Source organism: Pseudomonas sp. GZD-209 (assembly GCF_049310485.1).
GTDB classification, from domain to species: domain Bacteria; phylum Pseudomonadota; class Gammaproteobacteria; order Pseudomonadales; family Pseudomonadaceae; genus Aquipseudomonas; species Aquipseudomonas sichuanensis.
Genome location: NZ_JBMOWQ010000073.1, coordinates 1 through 13,397 on the forward strand (window position 1 = coordinate 1; position 13,397 = coordinate 13,397).

Below are 13,397 nucleotides of genomic sequence, written 5' to 3' on the forward strand. Positions count from 1 at the left end.
GCGACCCGACCGATCACACCACCCACCCCCGACACCACAATGGTCGCACCCCCCCCCCCCCCCCCCGCGATGCTTTGAAAGGCGAGGGCCGCAACGCGGCCCCGGCTACCTCAGGCCAGTTCTTCGGCCTCATCCTCACGCACGATGGCCTTCACCTCATCGCGACGGCTGATGTATTTCCAGTCCGCCTCGTCGATGTAGATGCCATTCGGCCCGCTACCGCCTTCCAGGTCGATCGCCACCCGCGCCGACACCTGCGGCTTCACGCTCGCCAGGATCGGTACGAAGCCCAGCTGCTGGCTGGTTTCCAGCAGCGCGGCCTGGTTGCGTTCGTCGATGTCCGCCGCCTCGTCCAGGTAGTACGGCAGGCGAATGCGCCCGGCCAGGTCGCGGTCCATCAGGTGCAGCAACAGGTACATGTTGGTCAGCGCTTTGATGGTCATGGTGGTGCCGTTGGAAGCGGCGCCGTCGATGTCGGCGTGAATCACCGGCTGGCTGTTGATCTTGGTGATCTCGAACGCCAGTTCGAACAGGTCCTTCAGGCCCAGCTGGTTGTGGTTGGCCGCCACCAGCCGCGCCAGGTATTCCTTGGCCTCTTCGTTCTTGTGATCCTGGTCGCTGTTCTGGGTCAGGTCGAACACCGACAGGGTCTCGCCTTCCTCGTACTGGCCGGCGCTGTGGATGATCTGGTCGATGTGCTTGAGCGCTTCCTTGTTCGGCGCCAGCACCACGCGGAAGCTCTCCAGGTTGGATACCTGGCGCTTGTTGATCTCGCGGTTGAACAGCGCCAGCTGGTGTTCCAGGCTGTCGTAGTCGCTGCGGATGTTGCGCAGGGTCCGGGCGATGTCGGTGACCGCCGCGCGGCGCGCCTTGGCCAGCGTCAGCGCTTCCTCGGTACGGTGCGAGTAGGCGTTGATCAGCAGCTGCAGGCGGCGCTCCATGTCGTCTTCGCTGTCGAACTTGGCCACGCCCTTGAGGCGCACCTGGGCGTACAGCGCCTCGATCTGGTTGTCCACGCGCTGCAGCGCCTGCCAGCTGTCCTGGTAGTCGTTGAGCAGCGGCAGCAGGTTGTCCATGGAGTCGTCGATCGCTTCCATGAACGGCGTACCGAAGGGCAGGTCGGCCGGCAGCAACTGGCGACGGCGCAGGGCGTCCTCCAGGGTGCGCTGCTTGGCTTCCAGGTCGGCGATCTGCCGGCCTACCAGCTGCAGCTTGGCGGACAGCTGCTGGACGCGTTCGGTGAAGGCGTCGCTGGAGCGCTTGAGCTCGTCCTGAGCCGCTTCCAGCTGGCTCAGTTGCTCCATTTTTTCCGGCTCTTCGGCGGCCAGGGTCTCGGCGCGGCGGAAATCTTCCAGGGCCTTCTGCGCATCCAGCACCTGCTGGTACAGCGCTTCGGTCTGTGCCTTGCTGGCGGCGCGGTCGAGGGCCACGGCCTGCTGGGTCTTGAGCTGCTTGAGCTCTTTATCCAGGCGTTCCTTCTGGTCGCGCAGGGCGGCGCGGTCGGCCAGGGCCTGCAGCGCGGGCGGGTCGATGTGCGAGATATCGATGGACAGGCCCGGCACTTCGAAGCGCTCGCCCTTGAAGCGCTCAAGCACGCTTTCCAGGGTCTTGACCCAGACATCGCTGTCATCCAGTTCGATGCCGCGCTCGCCCAGCGGCAGGCTGAACAGCGCGCCGTTGAACAGGCGCATCAGGCGGTCGACGTCCTGTTGGGAGAACTCTTCGCGCAGGCGGGCGTAGCTGTTGTTGTCGGCGTGGTCGAGTTGCAGCTTGACCGCTTTCACACGCTTCTCGAGGTCGCGCACGCGCTCGTCGAGGTCTTCGGCGGAGAACTGCCGCGACTGGGCCAGGGCGCCGGCCAGTTCGTCGTGGGCGTCCTTGGCGGCCAGCAGTTGCTGTTCCAGGGTCTTGACGTCGGTGACCAGGGCAAAGCGGTGCTTGAGCACCGACAGCTCACCCAGCCAGCGCTGGATGCCGGTGATTTCGCGCTCCAGGCGCATCAGCTCCTGGGTGCCGCCGCGCTGGTCGTTCTGCAGGCGGTCCTGCTCGCCACGGTAGTGCTCGGACTGGATCACCAGCTCTTCCTTGCGCGCCATGGCGTATTCCTGCCAGGTGCCCAGCAGGTTGTCGAGCAGGGGCGAAATGCGGTGCAGCTTGCCGCGCAGGATGTCGCGCTGGGCCACGCCGCCGGCCAGGGCCTCGACCAGTGGGCCCGCGGCCACCAGGGCGTTGTAGTCGCCCTCCATGCGGCGCACGTCGCGGAAGGCCTCTTCACAAGCGGCGATGTAGTCGACGCTGCCCGAGCGCAGGCTGTGTTCGAAGGCGTCGAGGAACAGCTGCTTGAGCTTGGCAGCGGTGATCTCGCGCATGTGCAGCAGGTTGATGAACAGCGCGCGGAAGGTCTTCAGGCTCTGCTCGCTGGTCGAACGCAGCGGGATCAGGGTGAGGTCCAGCGGCACCGAGGTGTGGCCGCCGACCAGCAGCCGACGCAGTTCGTCCGGCTTGAGCTCGTAGGCTTTCAGGCCGTTGCGCTCGAGGTTGGTGAACAGCTCTTTCTGGCGCAGGCAGGTGTCGTCTTTCTGGTAATGGGCCAGGTCCAGCTCGCCCTGGTAGGCGAAGAACTGGTGGCCGAAGCCGCCGCCCGGGCCGCGGCCGACCACGCCGATCACATGCGGGCCGTGGGGCAGGTTCAGCTCGCAAAGGATGTAGCTGGTGTCGCTGGCGAAGTAGAAGCGCCGCGACTGTTCCAGGCTGTACTTGCCGAAGCTCATGTCCGACATGCGCGCCAGGATCGGGAACTGCAGGGCGTTGATCGACGCCGATTTACCCAGGTTGTTGGCGCCATAGACCGACAGCGGGTGTTCCAGGGGGAACAGGCCAAGGCTGTAGCCGGCGGTGTTGAGCAGTGCGAAGCGGCGGATGCCGTAGCGTTCCTGGCTCATGCGTCAATCTCCTGTTGCTCTTCGCGGATGGCCCGGGCCAGGGCGTCCTCTTCGCTCTCCTGGCCGTCGAACGGCGTGAGGTCGAGCGGGTCGTCGGTGCGGTTGAGTTCTTCGGGCGTCTCTTCCACCACCAGTACCGGGATCGGCAGTGGCAGGTCGCTGTGCAGGGTGGCGGCGAGGTCGCGGTCCTGCTGCACCGACAGGCACACGTCGAGGAAGCGGTGCATCGGCGGCAGGAAGCGGTAGATGCCACCCTCTTCGTGGGCGAAGCCCAGTTGGGTCATGCGGCGCAGGATCTTCTCTTCCAGCTCTTCGACGGTCTGCACTTCGGCCTGGAAGAACAGGTCGCGGTACTTGTCCAGCAGCGACGGCAATTCGTCGCGGCCCATGCTGCCGCCGTCGAGCACGGCCATCGGGTCACGGCCCTGGTCGGCCAGGTGCTCGACCAGGATGAAGGTGAACAGCGACAGGCGCTGGGCGGTCTTGTTGACCTGCGCGGCGGCCTGCTCGGGGACAAAGTAGTAGAAGCCGCGGGTGTCGCAGACCAGCTCGAAACCGAGGGCCTTGAACAGGGTGCGGTACTGGTCCTGGAAATTCGACAGCTGGGCGTACAGCTCCGGGTCACGGCGGCTGACGTGGAAGCCCTTGAACAGCTCGCGGAAGATCGGCGCGAGCTGGGACAGTTCGGAAAGATCAAGATGCATGGGCGGGGCTCGCGGTGGATTCGGTCGTGGTGGCCGGCTTGTTTTCGCGGCTGGACGTCAGGGCGAAGGAGCGCAGGCTGACCAGGTGTTCGCGGGTGATGTATTCCTGGCGGTCGAGGCGCTGGCGGGCGAAGCGCTTCTCGCGCGACAGGCGCGAGAACCAGTACAGCAGTTCGTCGGTGGCGCCCTCGGGTTCCTGCTCCAGTAGCCAGACCATCAGGTCCGGCAGCGGCAGGGCCTCCTCGCAGCGCTCGAGCATCTCCTTGACCGTGCGCGGGGCGCGGGGCAGCGGGCCCTTATGGGTCTTGTGCGCTTTCGGGAAGCGCGCAGGCTTGGGCTCGAAACGGGCCAGGGCATAGACATAGGCTTCGACCTGGCTGGCACTGCCCAGGAAGGTGCTCTGCGGGCGGGTGAACATCGGCATGGCCGCTTGCGGCACGGCGTCGATGCCCTTCTTGCGGATCACCGACAAGGCCAGCGCGGCGCCACGGGTCACGGCGTTGTGCCGGCGGGCTTCTTCGCGCAGCGGCAGCAGCAGTTCGCGGGCGTGGCGCAGGGTGAGCTGGGCGCTGGTCTGCATCTCGAGGATGCGCGCGTGGGTGCGCAGCAGCATGTCGTCGTCGACCAGGTGGCCCAGGCGCGCCTGCTCGCCCAGGAGGCGCAGCAGCACGGTCTCGACCTTGCGCACGCCTTGCTCGAAGGCGCCGTCGGCATTGACCAGCTGGATCATCGGTTCGACGTACTCGTCCCAGGTCGCCAGCACTTCGGCGTAGCGCTGGCGCAGCGGGATCTGCCGGTTGCTGGTCTTGGCCCGTTCGGCCACGGCTACCAGCGCCTGCTCGTCGTTGTCGAGTTTCTTCAGCACGTCGCGCACGCGCATGTCGAGCAAGCGTAACTGGCGCGCCAGGTCGTCGCTGTCGCGGTTGTCGAAGGCGTCCTGGATATGCCCGGCCAGGCGCTCCAGGTGGCGCAGGTAGGCTTCGATCTCCAGGCACAGGCCCAGCCGGTGTTCGCGGCGCAGGTAGGCGAGGAAGTCGTGGATCTGCGCGTTGAGCTCGAAACGGTTCGGGCTCTTGGCCACCGGGACCAGGATGTCCAGGCGGATCCACACGTCGAGCAGCTGGGTGATGTCCTGCGGCGTGCTTTCCACCTGTTGGCGGGCCAACTGCTGGCGCAGTTCGATCAGGCTCAGGGTGCCCTGGTCGAAGCGCTCGCACAGCGGCTCGATCAAGGCCCAGTGTTCGGCTAGGGCGCGCAGGACGCGCTTGGGTTCGATCATTGGCGGGTCGACTCGTTGCCAAATAAAAGGGGCGATTGTACTGCATACGGGGGGGAGGATTTCACCCCTTGGTCTGCAATGGGGGATAACCTTGTCGGCTGTAGGGGATTCACTGGCCCTTTCGCGGGGCAAGCCCGCTCCTACGGGCCCCGCGAAACCTACAGGAGCGGGCTTGCCCCGCGAAGGGGCCGTCACAGCTGACAAAAATCCGCCGACCAGTTGCAGCACAGCCCGGCCAACAACGTTAGAATGTGCGACGTTTCGAACCCCGGACCCCCGAGCCTTGCTGACCGAACCCCGCCGCCGCGCCTACCTTTCCGCCATGCAAGTGGTGCATTGGCTGCCGCGTGCCGAACTGCCGTTCGCCGCGCCGTCGCGCCCGGAACTGCTGTTGCCGCAGGCGCCGGTCGAGGACATCGAGTTCGAGGTGCGTCCGTCGGCGCCCGCGCCCCGGGAAGCGCCGGTGGCGCCCCAGCCGCGCGCAGAGCGGCCGAAAATCGAGATTCCGCGCCCAGGCAGCATGCCGAAACCGGTCGCCAAGCCGGTCGAAGCCGAGGTAGAAGCCCCCGTGGCGCGTCCCGCCCCGGTGCCCCCACCGCGCTTTGCCCTGCAGTTGCTGCGCGCCGGCAGCTGCCTGCTGCTGGTGGAGCTGGCCACCGGTCAACCCTTCCAGAGCCGCGACCCGTCGTACCTGCTGCTCAAGGACATGCTGCGCGCCGCCGGCCTGCCGGACGCCCCGCAGATCATCGGCGAGCCGGTGCGCTGGCCACTGCTGATGCGCGGCAACATGGATCAAGGGCCGGACGCTGCCCGCGACTTCGTCCAGGGCTTCATCGCCGCACGCCTGGAAGAAGCGCCCAGCAGCTGCCTGTGGCTGATCGGCCTGCCGGCCATTCGCTTCGCCGGCCAGGCCGACGCCGAGGCCTATTACCAAGAACTCAAGGTCGACCTGCTCGGCGATGCCTGGGCCTTGCCCGGCCTTGAACTGTTGATGGACGAGCCGCAGCGCAAGGCGGACGTCTGGAAAGCCATGCGCCAGCTGATGGCGCGCTGGAAGAGCGTTGAATGAGTGAGTCGATCAGTTTCCGCCCGATGACCGAGGCGGATCTGGATGCCGTGTTGAAGATCGAATACGCAGCCTTCAGCCACCCCTGGACCCGCGGCATCTTCCAGGATGCGCTGAAGTCGTACGAAGTGTGGCTGATGTTCGATGGTCAGCAGCAGGTCGGCCATGGCGTGATCAACGTGATCATCGACGAGGCGCACCTGCTCAATATCACCGTCAAGCCGGAGAGCCAGGGCCGTGGCATGGGCCTGCGCCTGCTCGAGCACCTGATGGCACGGGCCTACCAGCTCAATGGCCGTGAGTGCTTCCTCGAAGTGCGTGCCAGCAACCAGTCGGCTTATCGGTTGTACGAGCGTTACGGTTTCAACGAAATCGGCCGGCGGCGCGACTACTACCCGGTGGCGGGTGGGCGTGAAGATGCGCTGGTGATGGCTTGTACCCTGCTGGAAGACTGACTCGCGTGTAGCCCGTCAGGCGGGTTTGCAAAACGGGCTGGGCGCACATAGGATGAATCCCGACTACGAAGACAGCAGAAAATTTGTCGGCGGTGCTGCGTAGACCCTGGCAGCCAGGGTCATATGAAGGGAATTCGCAGGCGCATGGGTTGTTCCGCTTCAGTGCGGAAGACTTGCCTTCGAGGCCGTCCTTCCTCCGTAGTCATGAAATATTCCGAATCTTGGCCTCCGTCGCGTGATACGCCGTGACGGGGGCCAAGTACGTTTTACCTCCCTCGCTACAGACTTTCACGACGGCCACGGCGTAGTAGCTACCTGTGCCGATCATCACCTTGCGGCCCGTGTTGAACAGGATGCCTTGGGCATGCTTGGGCTTGTTGAACCCGACTTGGCTGTAGGCGCTATAGGCGCTGACCAGAATCTGCAAGGTCTCCTGCGCAGTGCATCGGTCGTTCGTTGCCCTCGCGTGCAAAGGATGTGCGATGGCTTGTAGATCGACTCGAATACCTCGGCACTGTGGCGTCGGCCAGCTCATTTGTTTGCAGATACGACGAATACGGTCGAATTGCTTCTTGGTCAGCAGGTAAGTGAACTCGGCTGCCTGCTGTGCTTGATTCAGAGAAACGCCTGCGTCCTGCAGGGCGACTGCCTGGTCCAGCAATCTGCTGAATGCCTCGGCGAGGCTTTCGTCTCCCAATTGGGTAGGCGTTTTGTGCATGGCCGACTTCCTGTCGTTTGCAAAAACGAAGAAACCGGCACAAGGCCGGTTTCTTCACCCCGATAGCCAATGAAGCGAGTCATTGTGGGGCTGTGCGCAGGACGGATTATGTCGTGTGCAAGAGGGGCATCAAAGCGCCGAGTCCACCCCATTCGTTTCCAAAGGTTTACGCAAATCCCGCAAGCTGCGCGTCACCGCACCGGTATTGCACTTGGCTGCTGCCTGCTCCGGCGTCATGTTGCGGATGGTGCGGTAGAACAGCTCGCAGGTCTGCTTCTTCTGGGTTACCTGCCACTTGGTGCTGCAAGCGTCCAGGGTGAGCTTGGCGTCGGCCTGCGGGTTGCGGCCCATGCCGGCCTGCCAGCAGGCGGCGGAGAGGTCCTGGCCCATCATCTTCAGGCCGGCGGCGTCGGCCTTGTCCTGGTCGCCGCCGTAGCTTTTCGGGTCGGCGGCGTACCAGATGGCGCTGGGGTGGTTGGCGCCCAGCACCGGCACCTTGGTGCCGTCGGCTTCGGGGGTGATGCTGGCCAGGCCCAGCACGTTCACCTTCGGCCCGTACTGCTGCTGGATCCAGGCGCGCACCGGTGCGCCGAAGGCGACCATCGGCAGCGCTTGGCCGGCATGGGTGACGGTCATCTGCTTGACCATGCTCACCTGGTAGTCACGGAAATAGTCGTAGACCCCTTCGAGAGCCTTGCCGGCATCGGACGGCGCGGCGATCGGCGCGATATCGACGATGGTCTGGTAGGCCGGGGTCTGGCTGGCGTCGATGCCGTTGTAGGTGAGCAGGTCTGCCCAACGGTCGGTGGTGTTGGACTTCAGGTAGTCCTGGTAGCGGGTCAGCGAGTAGTCCGGCGGGAAGTGCAGCAGCTCGATGCTGCGGCGGTTCTCCAGAGCCATGCCCAGCGGCAGGAACAAGTACCAGTTGTAGTCCCAGCCGCCTTTCTGGTTGAGGCGGGTGGCGCCTTGGTAGGCCAGTTCACCGCTGTCGAGCAGCTTGCGCAAAGGCTCGGTATAGCCGGCCGGCACGCCCGTGATGCTGGCGTGCAACTTGTCATTGTCGCGGTTCACCGTGACCTTGGCGTTGGCATAACCATCGCGTTGCACGCTCTGGGTGAGGTAGTGCTCGACGGTTTTTTCCAAGGTCCAGTCGCGGTAGCAGATCACGTTGCAGTTGTTGGGGTAGGCGAACAGCCGCGTGACACGCTGGGCGTCGCCCAGGTCGATCTGCGCGTCGGCCAGTGCCAGGCCGCTGAAGGCGAGGGCGGCCAGGCCCGATAGTGCAATCTTGTGCATGCTTAACTCCATGTCAGTGGCCGCCAGGACGGCGGGCGCGCCCATGGTGGATGAAGAGGTGGGGCGATGAAAAGCGGCAAGGCATGGCTATTGGCGGGGGCGCTTTCCTGCATGGGCGCAGCCCAGGCCGACGAGCGCGATGTGTGGATGTTCGCCCAATGGGCGGGGGATCACGAAAACCGCAGGTTCCGGGAAATGCTGGTGGAAGCGCGGTTGTACGGGGTGGTGCCGATCCATCAGCTGCTGCGCTCGGCCTCGGACTGGCGCCAGTGCCGCGCCTCGCCGTTCGCGGTGCCGCCGACCAGCCACTGGCCGGCGGTGCGCTCGACGCTGTCACTGATCAAGACGCTGGATGAGCAGGGCATCCTGCGCCAGTTCGAGGTGGTCTCGGCCTATCGCGATCCGAGCCTCAATGCCTGTGCCGGCGGTGCGCCGAGCAGTGCCCATATGCGCGCTTTCGCCGTAGACCTGCTGCTGCCGGCCTGGGCCGACCCTAATCCGTTGTGCCAGTTCTGGCAGCAGCATGGAGAAGCCTGGAGCATGGGGCTGGGTCGTTATCCGTCAGGGCGTATCCATATCGATACCGCCGGTTACCGCACCTGGGGCGGTGATGGTGGTGCCGGGTCATCGTTCTGCAGCAAGCCGAGGTGAGCCAGGTGCGCCTGGCATTCGGCGCCGACCCACTGCGCGAAGCGCTGGCGCTTGCTGCCGTCGTCCAAAGGGTGCGGGCTGAGCAGATGGTAGCTGGAGCCGTCGCGCAGGAAGCCGAAGGGCGCTTGTAGCTGGCCGTTGTCCAGCTCGTCGCCGACCATCAACGCCGAGGCCATGGCCAGCCCCAAGCCGGCGCTGGCAGCCTGGATCGACAGGTAGAAGTGTTCGAAGTCGCTGCGCTCTTTATGTTCGGCAGGGTGGCCGCTCAGGCGCAGCCAGGTCGACCAGGCATCCGGGCGCGTCTTGCTGTGGAGCAGGCGCTGGCCTTTGGAGCCCGCAGCGGCCACCGGGCCGATCCATTCATCGCAGATCTTCAGGCTGTGCAGCCGGCGGTCCCAGTGGAAGTCGTCCCGGCGCAGGGCCATGTCCACGCCTGCGCGGGCGAAATCCACCGGGCCGCCCGCCGCCACCAGGTGCAGTTGCAGGTCAGGGTGCTCGGCGTGCAAGCGCGGCAGGCGCGGGATCAGCCAGCGCATGGCGATGGTCGGCTCGCAGGAAACCACCAGCACGTTATCGTCGGTTTGCTGCTGCAGGCGCTGCACGGTGCTTTGCAGTTGCTCGAAGATCGCCTGGGTGGTGCCGTGCAGCTCACGGCCGGCGCTGGTCAGGAACACCGCTCGGTTGCGTCGCTCGAACAGCTCTAGCCCAAGGCTTTCCTCCAGCAGGCGTACCTGGCGGCTGACGGCGCCGTGAGTGACGTGCAACTGCTCGGCGGCGCGCACGAAGCTTTCGCTGCGGGCGGCGAGGTCGAAGTATCGAAAGGCGGTCAGTGGGGGCAGTTTCATGTGCTGTCCTGTGCCGGCGCTATCGCGGGGCAAGCCCGCTCCCACGAAGTGCAGCATCCGGTCGATTACATGCAAATAGGTGAGAAAAACTAGCAGATTAACGTCACTTTAAATCGATTTTTACCCGTTCAAGGCAACAGGATAATCCTATCTTCCGTGAATTTTCATCGAGGATACCTGTTCGTGAACGAACTCATCGCCGTCGCTCTCTTCACCCTCCTGGCCGTCATCAGCCCGGGCGCCGACTTCGCCATGGTCACCCGCAGCAGTTATGCACAGGGCCGCAAGTCAGGCCTGGCTGCTGCGCTGGGTATCGCCATGGGGGTGCAGGTGCATGTGCTGTACACCGTGCTCGGCATCGCCGTGATCATCAGCCGCAGCCCGGTGCTGTTCCTGGCGATGAAGGTGGTGGGGGCGGGTTATCTGGTGTACCTGGGCTACAAGTCGCTGACCAATACCACGCGCATCAGCCTGGGAGCTGTGCAGGATGGCGGTGACGGCGGTGTCATCAAGGCGCTGCGCACGGGCTTTCTCACCAATGCGCTCAACCCCAAGACCATGCTCTTCGTGGTCAGTGCCTACACCCAGGTGGTTCAGCCTGGCAGCACGCTGGCGCTTGACTTCGCCTATGGGGCGTTCATGTCGCTCGCGCACTGGGCTTGGTTCAGCCTGGTGGCGATATTCTTCTCCAGTGCGGGCCTGCGCGCCGCGATGATCGAGCGCCAGCGCATCGTCGATCGGGTCATTGGCGTGGCTTTGATTGGCCTTGGGTTGGCCGTCGTGGTGGCGGGGGTGAAGTAGTTTTTTCGCAGGCAAAGAAAAAGGGCTTATCTTTCGATAAGCCCTTTTAAAAGGTGGTGGCTACACAGGGACTTGAACCCCGGACCCCAGCATTATGAATGCTATGCTCTAACCAACTGAGCTATGTAGCCAACTTGGCGCGCATTATTAGCTCGAATCGCGATCCTGTCAACAACGTTTTTAAAAAAAATTGCCAACCTTTCAAAAACTTAGCCGGGAAGCTCGCTTCAACGGACGATCAGCCCTTGGCCAAGCACGTTGTACAGGCGCAGCTGCTGGTCGCGGGCAAGCTGCTCCAGGCTCGGTAAAGGGTGGTCGAGGTCGAAATCGCCACTCACCCGTCGATGACCGGCTTCTTCATCCAATAGCCACACACGTTGCCCCTGATAGGCCGCCAGGCGTTCAAGCACCTCGGCCAGGGGCCTTTGGCTGACCTGCAAACGGCCACTGCGCCAGGCATCGGCGGCCTTGCTGTCGATCTTTTCCACCGGGTTGATGTGGCTGTCGGTGAAGGTCACCCGTTCCCCGGCACTGACCATGCGCTGGTCGCCACCCTGCAGGACGGCGGCCTTGCCACTCAAGACCAGCAGTTCGTCATGGTCGCTGTAGCGGGTAATCTGCAGGCGGGTGCCGAACACCTGGATACGTGCATCGTCCACCTGCACTTCCAGGGCCCGGCCATCGAGCATCACTTCCAGGGATATCTGGCCTTGCACCAGGTGCAGCCGGCGGGTGCGGTCGCGCAAGTCGACGTTGATCGCGCTGGCGCTGTCCAGGTGCAGGGTCGAGCCATCGGCCAGGCGCACGCTGCGCCGTTCGCCGCTGCCGGTGTGCAGCTCGCTGGCCAGGCGCTGCATGTGTGGCCAGAAGAGCCACGCCAGGGTCGCCAGCAGCATCAGGAACAGCAACCCCAGATACAACCCGCTGCGGCTTCGGCGGGCCTTGGCGACCCGCGGCCGCGGCCGGGCAGCCGGCACCTGCAGTTGCTGCCAGTAAGCTTCGAGCTGGGCATAGGCCCGGGCATTGAGTGGGTCCTGGCACCAGTGGGCGAAGGCCTGACGCAGCGTGTCGTCACAGCCGGGCTGGCGCAGGCGCGAGAACCAGTCCAACGCTTCCTGCTCGGGGTCGGGCTGTGGCTGCAAGGCGGGCATCGGGCTCATGGGATGGTTCTACTCGCAAGGGCAGGGCGGTTTTGCCCAGCGTTTACGGGGGGTGAGGCCTGAGGATGCTAAATATATTGAGAACCATTTACAAGTACGTTACGTCAGGAAGCCCTCTTGGAAAAAATAAAAAGGTAGCTTCGTATCTATTTGTTTCATGATAATCGGATCCCATCCTGCGCACGGACATCCAGCCCATGGCCACCAGCAGCACCCCAACCGCCAGCGCCAGCAGCACGGCCAGCCAGGCCAACCCGCTGGTGATGCGCATCATCACCTTCTGCGCCCTGGCGCACCTGATCAACGACCTGATCCAGTCGGTGCTACCGGCCATCTACCCGATGCTCAAGGCCAACTACAACCTGAGCTTCGCCCAGATCGGCCTGATCACCCTGACCTTCCAGGTCACCGCCTCGCTGCTGCAGCCCTGGGTGGGCTTCTTCACCGACAAGCGGCCGACGCCGAACCTGCTGCCCCTGGGCACCCTGTGCACCCTGGTGGGCATCGTCATGCTGGCGTTCGTCGGCAGCTTCCCGATGATCCTGCTGGCCTCGGCGCTGGTGGGCATCGGCTCGTCGACCTTCCACCCCGAGACCTCGCGCATTGCCCGGCTGGCCTCGGGCGGGCGCTTCGGCCTGGCCCAGTCGACCTTCCAGGTCGGCGGCAACGCTGGCTCCGCGTTCGGCCCGCTGCTGGCGGCGGCCATCGTCATCCCGTTCGGCCAGAGCCACGTGGCCTGGTTCGGCGTGGCCGGGCTGCTGTTCTTCGCCGTCACCCTGATGCTGCGCCGCTGGTACAAGGAGCACCTCAACCAGGCCAAGGCGCGCAAGGCCGTGCAGGCCACCCACGGCATCTCGCGCCAGCGGGTGATGATGGCGCTGCTGGTGCTGGGCCTGCTGGTGTTCTCCAAGTACTTCTACATGGCCAGCTTCACCAGCTACTTCACCTTCTACCTGATCGAGAAGTTCCAGCTGTCGGTGGCCAGCTCCCAACTGCACCTGTTCCTGTTCCTTGGCGCGGTGGCCGCTGGCACCTTCTTCGGCGGGCCGATCGGCGACCGCATCGGGCGCAAGGCGGTGATCTGGTTCTCGATCCTGGGCGTGGCGCCGTTCACCCTGGCGCTGCCCTATGCCGACCTGTTCTGGACCACCGTGCTCAGCGTGGTGATCGGCTTCATCCTCGCCTCGGCGTTCTCGGCCATCGTGGTGTATGCCCAGGAACTGGTGCCGGGCAATGTCGGGATGATCGCCGGGATCTTCTTCGGGCTGATGTTCGGCTTCGGCGGCATCGGCGCGGCGCTGCTGGGCTATGTGGCCGACCTGCGTGGCATCGAATATGTGTACGGGGTGTGCTCGTACTTGCCGTTGTTCGGGTTGTTGGCGGTGTTCCTGCCGTCTACCGGTAAACGCTGAAAGCCATCGCGGGGGGGGGAGAGACCCCGCACCCCGAGGAGGCCACAGGAGGGGGAGGGGGGTGACTC

At 64.6% G+C, this 13,397-nt stretch carries 12 protein-coding genes and 1 tRNA gene; 5 read left to right on the forward strand and 8 right to left on the reverse strand.

The genetic code is table 11. From position 1 onward, the window contains the following. Positions 1 to 110: 110 nt before the first annotated feature. From mksF to mksB, 3 genes are read right to left on the reverse strand one after another with little or no spacing between them, the layout of a single operon-like run. Positions 111 to 2,942 (reverse strand): Mks condensin complex protein MksF, encoded by a 2,832-nt coding sequence (gene mksF / locus ACO6VM_RS10680; RefSeq protein ID WP_401059689.1) that lies wholly within the window; start codon positions 2,940 to 2,942, stop codon positions 111 to 113. Continuing rightward, positions 2,939 to 3,646 carry an Mks condensin complex protein MksE gene (mksE, locus tag ACO6VM_RS10685; protein WP_390970171.1) on the reverse strand — a complete coding sequence of 236 codons (708 nt, stop codon included), beginning with the start codon at positions 3,644 to 3,646 and terminating at the stop codon, positions 2,939 to 2,941. The genes mksF and mksE overlap by 4 nt, the downstream gene beginning before the upstream one ends. Continuing rightward, on the reverse strand, positions 3,636 to 4,925 hold the full coding sequence (mksB, locus tag ACO6VM_RS10690) for an Mks condensin complex protein MksB (protein ID WP_401059691.1): 1,290 nt from the start codon (positions 4,923 to 4,925) through the stop codon (positions 3,636 to 3,638). The genes mksE and mksB overlap by 11 nt, the downstream gene beginning before the upstream one ends. A 283-nt stretch (positions 4,926 to 5,208) precedes the next feature. Here mksB and ACO6VM_RS10695 point away from each other — a divergent pair, with 283 nt between their 5' ends. Further along, the gene (locus tag ACO6VM_RS10695) at positions 5,209 to 5,994 is read left to right on the forward strand and encodes an energy transducer TonB (RefSeq protein WP_401059693.1); all 786 of its coding nucleotides are present in this window, start codon (positions 5,209 to 5,211) and stop codon (positions 5,992 to 5,994) included. After that, positions 5,991 to 6,446, forward strand: a complete 456-nt coding sequence (gene rimI, locus ACO6VM_RS10700; RefSeq protein ID WP_110996186.1) for a ribosomal protein S18-alanine N-acetyltransferase — start codon at positions 5,991 to 5,993, stop codon at positions 6,444 to 6,446. The genes ACO6VM_RS10695 and rimI overlap by 4 nt, the downstream gene beginning before the upstream one ends. 202 nt (positions 6,447 to 6,648) lie before the next feature. Here the strand turns inward: rimI and ACO6VM_RS10705 are convergent, their stop codons facing one another. Next, a complete protein-coding gene (locus ACO6VM_RS10705) occupies positions 6,649 to 7,164 on the reverse strand; it encodes a hypothetical protein (protein WP_422403235.1) in 516 nt (171 codons plus the stop codon). Positions 7,165 to 7,293: 129 nt separating this feature from the next. After that, complete coding sequence (locus ACO6VM_RS10710; protein ID WP_401059697.1) at positions 7,294 to 8,460, reverse strand: hypothetical protein; 1,167 nt, start codon at positions 8,458 to 8,460, stop codon at positions 7,294 to 7,296. A 66-nt stretch (positions 8,461 to 8,526) separates the two neighbouring features. Between ACO6VM_RS10710 and ACO6VM_RS10715 the strand changes: the two genes are divergently transcribed. After that, on the forward strand, positions 8,527 to 9,111 hold the full coding sequence (locus tag ACO6VM_RS10715; RefSeq protein WP_401059699.1) for a D-Ala-D-Ala carboxypeptidase family metallohydrolase: 585 nt from the start codon (positions 8,527 to 8,529) through the stop codon (positions 9,109 to 9,111). Here ACO6VM_RS10715 and ACO6VM_RS10720 read toward each other — a convergent pair. After that, positions 9,051 to 9,956, reverse strand: coding sequence for a LysR substrate-binding domain-containing protein (locus tag ACO6VM_RS10720; RefSeq protein ID WP_422403236.1), 906 nt, complete (start codon positions 9,954 to 9,956; stop codon positions 9,051 to 9,053). The two genes, ACO6VM_RS10715 and ACO6VM_RS10720, sit on opposite strands and share 61 nt — an antisense overlap. Before the next feature lie 183 nt (positions 9,957 to 10,139). Between ACO6VM_RS10720 and ACO6VM_RS10725 the strand changes: the two genes are divergently transcribed. Further along, complete coding sequence (locus ACO6VM_RS10725) at positions 10,140 to 10,757, forward strand: LysE family translocator (protein ID WP_422403237.1); 618 nt, start codon at positions 10,140 to 10,142, stop codon at positions 10,755 to 10,757. Between the two features lie 54 nt (positions 10,758 to 10,811). Here the strand turns inward: ACO6VM_RS10725 and ACO6VM_RS10730 are convergent. Together ACO6VM_RS10730 and ACO6VM_RS10735 are read right to left on the reverse strand one after the other, a co-directional pair. After that, positions 10,812 to 10,888, reverse strand: a tRNA-Met gene (locus ACO6VM_RS10730). Positions 10,889 to 10,984: 96 nt separating this feature from the next. Then, complete coding sequence (locus tag ACO6VM_RS10735) at positions 10,985 to 11,917, reverse strand: FecR family protein (protein WP_401059704.1); 933 nt, start codon at positions 11,915 to 11,917, stop codon at positions 10,985 to 10,987. Positions 11,918 to 12,114: 197 nt separating this feature from the next. On the opposite strand from ACO6VM_RS10735, the gene ACO6VM_RS10740 reads away from it, so the two are divergent. Beyond that, complete coding sequence (locus tag ACO6VM_RS10740; protein WP_258705125.1) at positions 12,115 to 13,329, forward strand: MFS transporter; 1,215 nt, start codon at positions 12,115 to 12,117, stop codon at positions 13,327 to 13,329. Positions 13,330 to 13,397: the final 68 nt, after the last annotated feature.

What these genes read in the sequence shown, in the direction of transcription:
- mksF (WP_401059689.1), bottom strand. Translation starts at nt 2,942, where the DNA reads ATGAGCCAGGAACGCTACGGCATCCGCCGCTTCGCACTGCTCAACACC.
- mksE (WP_390970171.1), bottom strand. Translation starts at nt 3,646, where the DNA reads ATGCATCTTGATCTTTCCGAACTGTCCCAGCTCGCGCCGATCTTCCGC.
- mksB (WP_401059691.1), bottom strand. Translation starts at nt 4,925, where the DNA reads ATGATCGAACCCAAGCGCGTCCTGCGCGCCCTAGCCGAACACTGGGCC.
- rimI (WP_110996186.1), top strand. Translation starts at nt 5,991, where the DNA reads ATGAGTGAGTCGATCAGTTTCCGCCCGATGACCGAGGCGGATCTGGAT.
- ACO6VM_RS10705 (WP_422403235.1), bottom strand. Translation starts at nt 7,164, where the DNA reads ATGCACAAAACGCCTACCCAATTGGGAGACGAAAGCCTCGCCGAGGCA.
- ACO6VM_RS10710 (WP_401059697.1), bottom strand. Translation starts at nt 8,460, where the DNA reads ATGCACAAGATTGCACTATCGGGCCTGGCCGCCCTCGCCTTCAGCGGC.
- ACO6VM_RS10715 (WP_401059699.1), top strand. Translation starts at nt 8,527, where the DNA reads ATGAAAAGCGGCAAGGCATGGCTATTGGCGGGGGCGCTTTCCTGCATG.
- ACO6VM_RS10720 (WP_422403236.1), bottom strand. Translation starts at nt 9,956, where the DNA reads ATGAAACTGCCCCCACTGACCGCCTTTCGATACTTCGACCTCGCCGCC.
- ACO6VM_RS10735 (WP_401059704.1), bottom strand. Translation starts at nt 11,917, where the DNA reads ATGAGCCCGATGCCCGCCTTGCAGCCACAGCCCGACCCCGAGCAGGAA.
- ACO6VM_RS10740 (WP_258705125.1), top strand. Translation starts at nt 12,115, where the DNA reads ATGGCCACCAGCAGCACCCCAACCGCCAGCGCCAGCAGCACGGCCAGC.